Annotated in this window: 13 protein-coding genes; all 13 read left to right on the top strand. The window is 69.4% G+C overall.

Going from position 1 to position 8,034, the window contains the following annotated elements:
* Positions 1-76: 76 nt before the first annotated feature.
* The 13 genes from ABD378_RS43025 (at position 77) to ABD378_RS42965 (ending at position 8,010) form a co-directional block, all read left to right on the top strand.
* On the top strand, positions 77-496 hold the full coding sequence (locus tag ABD378_RS43025) for a hypothetical protein (protein WP_344530806.1): 420 nt from the start codon (positions 77-79) through the stop codon (positions 494-496).
* 18 nt (positions 497-514) lie between these two features.
* Entirely contained in the window at positions 515-1,291 is a 777-nt protein-coding gene (locus tag ABD378_RS43020; RefSeq protein WP_344530804.1) for a hypothetical protein, read from the top strand.
* A gap of 77 nt (positions 1,292-1,368) precedes the next feature.
* Positions 1,369-1,611, top strand: coding sequence for a hypothetical protein (locus ABD378_RS43015; protein WP_344530802.1), 243 nt, complete (start codon positions 1,369-1,371; stop codon positions 1,609-1,611).
* A gap of 304 nt (positions 1,612-1,915) precedes the next feature.
* Positions 1,916-2,158, top strand: a complete 243-nt coding sequence (locus tag ABD378_RS43010; RefSeq protein WP_344530800.1) for a hypothetical protein — start codon at positions 1,916-1,918, stop codon at positions 2,156-2,158.
* Complete coding sequence (locus tag ABD378_RS43005; RefSeq protein ID WP_344530798.1) at positions 2,155-2,364, top strand: hypothetical protein; 210 nt, start codon at positions 2,155-2,157, stop codon at positions 2,362-2,364. The genes ABD378_RS43010 and ABD378_RS43005 overlap by 4 nt, the downstream gene beginning before the upstream one ends.
* Positions 2,365-2,381: 17 nt before the next feature.
* A complete protein-coding gene (locus ABD378_RS43000; RefSeq protein WP_344530796.1) occupies positions 2,382-2,702 on the top strand; it encodes a hypothetical protein in 321 nt (106 codons plus the stop codon).
* Between the two features lie 15 nt (positions 2,703-2,717).
* Positions 2,718-2,999: a hypothetical protein gene (locus ABD378_RS42995; protein WP_344530794.1), complete on the top strand. Its 282-nt coding sequence runs from the start codon at positions 2,718-2,720 to the stop codon at positions 2,997-2,999.
* Between the two features lie 17 nt (positions 3,000-3,016).
* Complete coding sequence (locus tag ABD378_RS42990; protein ID WP_344530792.1) at positions 3,017-3,175, top strand: hypothetical protein; 159 nt, start codon at positions 3,017-3,019, stop codon at positions 3,173-3,175.
* Positions 3,176-3,213: 38 nt separating this feature from the next.
* Positions 3,214-4,422, top strand: coding sequence for a hypothetical protein (locus ABD378_RS42985; protein WP_344530790.1), 1,209 nt, complete (start codon positions 3,214-3,216; stop codon positions 4,420-4,422).
* 44 nt (positions 4,423-4,466) lie between these two features.
* Positions 4,467-4,679 (top strand): hypothetical protein, encoded by a 213-nt coding sequence (locus ABD378_RS42980; RefSeq protein ID WP_344530788.1) that lies wholly within the window; start codon positions 4,467-4,469, stop codon positions 4,677-4,679.
* A 46-nt stretch (positions 4,680-4,725) separates the two neighbouring features.
* Complete coding sequence (locus ABD378_RS42975; RefSeq protein ID WP_344530786.1) at positions 4,726-5,289, top strand: hypothetical protein; 564 nt, start codon at positions 4,726-4,728, stop codon at positions 5,287-5,289.
* Positions 5,290-5,306: 17 nt separating this feature from the next.
* Entirely contained in the window at positions 5,307-5,498 is a 192-nt protein-coding gene (locus tag ABD378_RS42970; RefSeq protein WP_344530784.1) for a hypothetical protein, read from the top strand.
* Between the two features lie 121 nt (positions 5,499-5,619).
* The gene (locus ABD378_RS42965; protein ID WP_344530782.1) at positions 5,620-8,010 is read left to right on the top strand and encodes a hypothetical protein; all 2,391 of its coding nucleotides are present in this window, start codon (positions 5,620-5,622) and stop codon (positions 8,008-8,010) included.
* Positions 8,011-8,034: the final 24 nt, after the last annotated feature.

The following is an 8,034-nucleotide window of genomic DNA, read 5'->3' as shown; positions in this document are numbered from 1 at the left end:
ACTGGTTCGGCGCGACAGCCGACCCGTATGACGACGACATGGACGCCGACGGCCTCGGCCAGGACGGCGACCTGTGATGGGCGTCTTCCCCGGCACCCAGGTGCACACCGCTGACAACTGCGTCCCGGCGCTGGGCGACGAACTCGCTGGCCTGCTTGAAGACCTGCGCGGGTTCCACGCCGGCCTCGACCAGATCTGCGACGGCATCCAGCACCTCGCCCTCGACCGCCTCACCATCCGCCAGACGCAGTCGGTCGTGACGATGCTCGCCGGATCCACCGACCCGGCCGGACAGCAGATCGACGCCCTCGCGCTGATCGCCGCACTCGTGCAGCGCCTGCTGAACGCCGACGAGAACCCCGCCCTCCGTGATCTCCCCGCCGAGGTGCAGGACCAGGCCCGTACCGCCGCCGACGAACTCGCCGACCACGACGCCCACTACACACCCCGCAGCGCCATCGCCAAGACCGTCTACGAACTCCAGCCCACCCTCTGACCAGCCAAGGAGCTTCACGTGAGCATCGGATCCGACTACGCCCTCACCGGCCCACAGATCGAGGACATCTTCAACGTCCGGCTCCGCCCCTACCTCCCCGCCTACCTGACGAACGTGGCCCCCAAGACGTATGGCGTCCGCTACACCTTCAAGCCGTTCACGGGCCGCGAGGAGGAGCCGACCGCCCCGCGGCGTATCTACGACGACCCGAAGCTCGCCTACCAGCACCTCGACGAGAAGGCCGGCCGACCCGTCGCCGACGAAGCCGAGTACGACCTGCGCGAGGCCGCCCGGTTCTTCCTGGACGACGTCTACAGGGAGGCCCGCATCGAGTGGAAGAACGCCCGCCACGTCGCCGAACTCAAGACCGTCGTCAAGGACACCGGCGACCGCTGGAAGGCGCACGGCCGGGCCAAGGACGCAGTGGAGGCCGCCTTCTCCTACCTCCGCGACCCGCAGGCCGCCAAGGAGTGGCCCTCCGCGGTCTCCCGCCTCGTCGACGCGCAGGACACCTACCTGGCCGCCGCCCTCGCCTTCGACACCCGCGCCTCCGAGATCGCCGAGGTTCACGACCGGTACATGCACGAGGAAAGCCTCGGCTACGACGAAGCCCTGAAGGCTGCCGGATACCCCCAGGGCAAGGACTGGCCGATCGGTTCCCCCGGCGACTACGGCAGGAACTACCGCGGCGAGTACGACTCCGGAACCCTCGCCGGCCAGGCCCAGGCCGCGATCAAGGCGCAGGAGGAACACGTCGCCAAGGTGGGTCGCCTCTCCGGCGCCGTCGCCAACTGACCGTCCGCCCACCGGGGGTCCGGTCGCCGAGCCGACAGACGACCGGACCCCACCCCCACCCGGAAGGAGCGAACGAAGTGACCACGCAAGCCGAGTGGCTGCAAAAGGCGCTCCGTAGCCAAGCAATCGCCGCGAAGATCGCCGACCTGCTCAACGAGATGGAACCGAACACCGTAGACGCGCAGATCTACGGACCCGGTTTCTGCATCCGCGGCTTCGGCGGCAACTTCCACGTCGACTCACTGCTCAGCGCCAACGACCTCCGTCCGATCCCTGACGGACACCGCCCACCCACCTCGCCCGAAGGGACCAGCTCATGACCTCGAAGGAACACGAGCCCACCCAGGCCACCGACGAAATCGTCGACGACTACCGGCTCATGGTCTGACCGCGCCCGGTGCTGCCCCAGCCGCCCCGGTGGAACAGCGCCGAGTACGACCAGACCGCCCCGCCGAACAGACCGGAGAACCCGATGCGCGACTTGATCCGCCGCCTCACCCGCACCGCTTGGACCTGTATCTGCGGCAACACCAACGCCGACGACGCCAGCGTCTGCACCTGCGGCAAGCCCTGGTAGACCCCCACCACCCACCGCGCACCGACCGGACCGTGAAGGAGAAATCCGTGCAGAAGCCCGACCCGCGACCCGCCGGCATCGTCGCCCTCACCCTCATCGTCGCCACCGGCGTCGGCCGACTCCTCCACGCCGTCGGCTGGCCGCCCGCCGCCATCGGCGCCTACGCCACCCTCATCCTCGCCGCGGGCATCGCCGTCGCGATCCTCCTCTCCGACCCCACCCTCACCGCCGCCGCACTCCGTCCAGGACGCGTACAGCGCCGCACCCGCCGCGACGGAGGCCAGCGATGAAGCCCCTCCAGAAGGCCAAGGTCTTCGTCTTCCTCACCCGCCACCCCGCCCTGCGCCGCGCCTACCGCACCCCTGCCCCCACCGCCCGCCAGCTCGCGAAGGACCCCAACGTCCACTGGACCAACACCACGTTCGACCACAGCCCCGACTACGACGCCGTACAGAACCTCGCCGCCTGCGAAGCGCCCACCGCATCCGCCGCCTGACCCGGAAGGACACCGCCATGACGACGCAGTCCCGCATCACCGGAACCGCCAGCCAAGCCGCCCGCAACGCCACCGGAAAGAGCATCACCGCGCCCCACACACCCTGGCCCGAAGGCGTCACCACCCGCTTCCTCACCTACATGGGCGAGCTCACCGGCGACCTCAACGCCACCGTCGACATCGTCGACACCGGCATCCCCACCGACGGGTTCTCCACCGCCATCTGCCGACCCTGCGGCGACTCCACGGAACACCTCCGCACCCACCGCCCCAGCCTCCTGTCCTGGGCTCAAGAGCACGCCGTCACCTGCCGAGCCCTCGCCCAGCCCGCCGCCTGACCCGAAAGGACACCGATGACCCAGCAGTCCGGAATCACCGGCACCGCCAGCAACACCGCACGCAACGCCCCCGCCCTCACCGACTACTTCTGGGCCATCACCGTCCAGCCCGCCCAGACCCTCCCCGGCGCCACCGCTCTCATCACCCTCAACGGCACCATCGGCGCCGGCCCCAACGACACCCGACAGTCCCTCTTCACCAAGATCCGCGAATACGTCAGCAACGACCTCCGCCGCAACGGCCAGCCCGAAGGACACAACGTCCTCTTCTACACGCTCGAGCCCAACCAGCTCTGACCAGGAAGGACCCGGTCGTGTACCTGCTCTACCTGGCTCTGGGACTGGTCGTCACCGGAATCCTCTACGCCCTCACCGCCGCCAAGCGCAACGAGCTCATCGAACAGCGGCAGCAGGCAAACGCCCCCAAGTCGACGTGCTGCCACCACCACTGCTGCTGCACGACGCGCACCTGAGACCCGCTACCCGACACCCCCACAGGAAGGACCCGCCCATGCTGTCCCAGCTGCAGAACGCGGTCGCGCAGATGCCGGTACAGGCATGGGCCGCCCTCCTCGCCCTGGCCGCCCTCGCCTTCGGCCACCGCATCGGCGCCACCAAGTCCCGCCCCCACACCACCCGCAAGACCCGCGACCCCAAGAAGCGGCGCACCATCACCGGCTTCCTCGGAATGGGCCTGGTCACCCTCCTCGGCTTCGGCCTGTCCGCCGACACCAGCATCCGCTTCGCCGAAACACGCCTCCACATGGTCGAACCGTGGACCCTCACCATCGGCCTGGCCCTCGAAGGCATCGTCCTCGGCCTCACGCTCTACTCCTGGGCATTCGAAGACAAGGGCACCGCCCGTGCCGCATACCTCCTCGTCTTCGCCCAGGCGATCGGCGCCGTTGAAGTCGTCCGCTACGAGGGAGAGGACCTGGGCACCGCCCTCGTCCGCATCGTCGGCCCCGTCATGCTCGCCTACGGACTGCACAAGCTCCTCGGCCTCGAAGCGAAGCTCGGGAAGATCGAGATCAAGTCCGACGGTCTCCTCGCCCGCTGGTGGCGCGACCGGATCAAGCGCCTCGAAAGCCAGCTCGGCATCGGATCCCGCGGCGCCGACGCCCAGGCCATCAGCCGCCGCAACGCCCAGGACAAGCTGATCACCCTCGCCACCCTCGGCAAGCCGTGGTGGGCCATCGGCAAGTTCGGCACCCGCCGCTACGAGAAGGCCCTCATGCGCGCCGGAGACGCCTCCTTCCACGGCCTGGACGACACCCTCGACGAACTCGGTACCGAACTTCAGATCACCACGCGCATCGACCGAATGGGCGCCTTCAAGTCCCTCCCGACCCGCGCCGAGGACTACACCCTCCGCTCCCTGCGCCCCACATTCGACCCCCAGGGCGCACCCGGCACCAACCCCGACCCCAGCAGCCCTCTGACCAGCGAGGGCACAGCAGGGCGCACCGAGGGGCCCACACCGGGCGCGGCCGGGGCGACCCCCGGCGAGGCGCAGGCGAACAAGAGGCCCGACGGAGGCGAAACCGACCGCCGCCGCCTCGCCTTCGACCTCTACTTCGACCTCCGCGGCACCGGCCCCGCCCCCTCACAGAACACCTTCGAAAAGGCATGGCGCGACGCCGGATACGGCATGAAGACCGACGACATCCGCGCCCTCTACAAGGACGTTCACACCAAGGTCACCGGCGGCAATCCGTGACCACCCATCCGACGACGCCAGACCTCGATCAGGAGACCCCGACCATGCCCCAGCCCACCGACTTCGAGGACCCGCCCACCCAGTGGGCCTCCGACACCATCACCGCCGCCGAAGGCAAGAAAGCCCTCCTCCACGCCCTCGACCTGATCCGCGACCACCTCCACCGCAACCCCGAACACACCGAACCCATCCGCCTCCACATCGACCTCAACTTCCGCCCCGACCCGACCGAAGCACCCGCACAGAACCAGCCCTGACCAGCACCAACACCCCCCGTACGGCCGGAACAGGAGAACCCCGCACATGGACATGACCGAGATGATGACCCGCGACGGATGTGGCGAGTTCAGCAGCGGGCAACGCGACACCTTCGTCAACGACGCCGCCGAGATCCGGCAAATCGGCCTGATCTTCAAGGCGCGCATCGCCCAGTCCAAGGTCGAAGGCGATAAGCCTTGGTCAGCGAAGTACCGCGCCTACAAGGTCGGCAAGCAGTTCGAGGACCTCGCCCGACTCCTGGAGAAGGCCGCCGCCAAGTGCGAAGCCGTCGACGCCACCTACAGCCGGGAAGTCCTCGACCTGCCCGAACGCCGCGACAAGGCCCTTGAGAAGAAGCAGCAGCGCAAGGAGCTCCGGCAGCTGACCAGGGCGAAGGCGCAGGGCGTGGCCGCGGGGACGCTCACCGAGTCCGCACGCGGTCTGGCCGCCGACCCCCGCACCACAGGCCAGACCCCGACCATGCCGAACGCCGTGCAGCCGGAACCGCAGTACGTACACCCCCACGCCTACGCCCCCAACGCGTACGCCGGCACCGGCGACCCGCTCGGGAACATCACCGACCACTTCGGACTTCCGGAGGCGATGTGAGCCCCGAAGAAGCCTCGATGGCCAACCAAGCGGAGCACTACAACGCCGGCCAGGCCAAGGCCGTTCAGAAGGGCCCCATGCACGTCATCACGTTCTGGACGAACGTGTGCCGCAAGGTCGCCAAGGACGCGCTGGAGAACGGGGATCCGAGCGTCGCGAACCGGTTGGCGTCGCAGCTCCACGACTTCTACCGGAGTCACGGGCAGTGACGCTCATCGTCATCATCACCCCCGGAAAACGAGGTGATGAAGGTCCCTACGTGCATGCGCAACGCGCACGCGCGAGAGTGCCCGACCCGATTACCCACTGTCAACCCTGGAAGGGGGCGCGATGAGCGGCAACGACGACAACAACCCGGGCGCCACGATCTTCAACTTCGCGTCGCGCACCGGCCACACCGGCTTCAACCTCACCCCTACCGGACCGCCCGCAGACGGGGCGCCGGACAGTCAGGTCCCCGTCCCCCAGGCCGTCTTCGGGACCGGAAACGGAACCGCCGGAACGCGGGAGCGGCGCAGTCCTCTGCAGAGCCTCAACCAGCTCCCCAGCCCCGGCCCGGCGATGACGCCGGTGGTGCCCACGGGCAGCCCGCAGCCGGGTCTGCCCGACACGTTCCGCGGGCCCGGACAGCCGGACCGGGTCGGCCCGCGGATGGGCGCCCTGTCGCTCGCGGCGATCCTCGCGGTGTCGGTGGCCGCGCTGCGCGGGGCGTGCATCGCGCTCGAGGACTGGCGCCAGCGGCGTATGGACAAGGCCGCCGAGACGGCGCCGCTGCGGGAGGCGCGGGCCAAGCACAAGCTGGCGATGGCTCAGGCGAGGTTCGGTTCTCAAGAGGCGGCGGCGAAGAACGCTGCGGCCGCGGACCAGGCGTCGGCCAAGCACGCGCAGACGATGCGCAGTATCGGCGACAAGAACGCCAAGCAGACCAAGAAGGTGCCCTCGAGTTCGGAGTTCGGCCGGAAGACGGCCGGCGGGGCAGGAGCGAAGGGCGGCAGCTCCGGAGGCGGCAAGGGCGCAGGCACCGGGCCGGGCCGCGGAGGCAAGGCGGGCTCCGGTATGGGCCCGAAGACCGGCCAGGGCCGCGGAGCGGGAGTCACTGGCGGTGGCGCGGGCGGCGGGAAGGGCCGCGACCTCAAGAAGAACAGCACGGGCAAGGACCTGAACGGGCCGAAGAAGCCGCAGGGCCCCAAGACGCCCGACACGCCGGGCAGGCAGAAGTCGCCGATGCGGACCTCGCAGGGTGCCGGAACTGACCTGAAGAAGAAGCCCGGCCAGGGCAGGGACGAGCCGGGCAAGGGCCGCGACCTCAAGAAGCAGCCGCCGGGCAAGGACGCCGGACGCACCCGGCTGCCGCAGGCGCTGAAGGACACCGCGCACAAGGCCGCCGACCGCAGGCTCGACAACCGGCGCAAGAACCTCGACAAGCCCGCCGCGTGGAAGCACGACCCCAAGTCCGGGCCCGACAGCAAGAGCAAGCACGACCTCAGCAAGGACACCAAGACACCGAAGCCCGGCACGGACAAGCCCAGCAAGGTCGATCTCAGCAAGGACAAGGCCTCCAAGGGCAAGCCGGGCGACAAGAACAGCAAGAACGACACCGGCACGCCTGGCCGGACGAAGCTGTGGGACGCGGTCAAGAACGACACCAAGGCCGCCGCGAACGACCGCTGGAACAAGCGGGGCAGCCACCACGGGGTGCCGCCACTGTGGAAGAACGACAAGAAGCGGCAGAAGAAGCAGCCCAAGCAGGAGCAGCGCAAGACCGAGAAGCCCCGCACCAAGAAGCCGAAGACCGCGCCCACCGGAAGTGGCACCGGCCCGAAAGACCGGTGGAGCAAGGCCCGCGACCGGGTCCGCAATGCCCGGCCCGGCAGGGGCGGATGGGTCAAGGACGACTGCTTCGGCGGCACCACCGCCCCCGGCAGCGGAACACCCGCAGGCGGAGCCACCACCGGAACCGGGCCAGGCCCCAGCACCAGCAGCGGGCACAGCACGCGGAACACCGGCAGGCGCCGCAGCCCGCGCGAGAACGCTTCGCGGGCCGGACAACGCCGCTACGAGCCGATCTTCCGTGACGACGAGCCGGACCCGAAGGCCAAGACCAGCGCGCCAACCGGCATCAGGCGCGGACAGGACGCGCTGCCCGCCCAAGGGCCGCTCACTCTGCCGCCCGCCCCCGAACCGCACTCACCGCGTCCCGGCACCACCCGCCCCAAGGAGGCCTACCGCATGCCGCCCGCACCGGTCCCCGCCCAAGACCCCCGCCTCAAGCAGGCCCGCAAGCAGGCCGCCCGCACCGGCAGCAACGTCATCCGCCAGGCCCGCCACATGGACGCCCGGCACGCCACCGAAATCAACCTCGATGACGCCCTGGATGAGTACGGCGACTTCAAGGACGACGGGTTCAAGACCCACGGACAGTGCTCGAAGCTCTCCGGCCGGGCCCGCAAGCTCCGCGACGTCCTCGAGGCGTTCGCCGAGGAACTGGCCACCACCAACAACCTGATCGGCGCCATGTTCACCGGGGCGATGGCCGGCATGGCGGAGTCCATGGACCTGGTGGCCCGCATGTCCGACGAGATGGAGGTCTCCTCCCTGGAGGCCACCGAGATGTCAGAGACGGCTGACAACGACCTCAACGACACCTACCGGCCCATCAGCCAGGCCACCGCCGATGCGGGCCTGACCACCCCGTCCGCGCCCATCCACAACCAGACCTGAGGAGACTGCTGATGAGTGACGAGA

The sequence above is a fragment of the Streptomyces rectiviolaceus genome, assembly GCF_039533825.1.
Classification (GTDB): domain Bacteria; phylum Actinomycetota; class Actinomycetes; order Streptomycetales; family Streptomycetaceae; genus Streptomyces; species Streptomyces rectiviolaceus.
The sequence above is the reverse complement of the archived record's forward strand: the minus strand, read 5'-3'. Positions and strand labels throughout refer to the sequence as shown.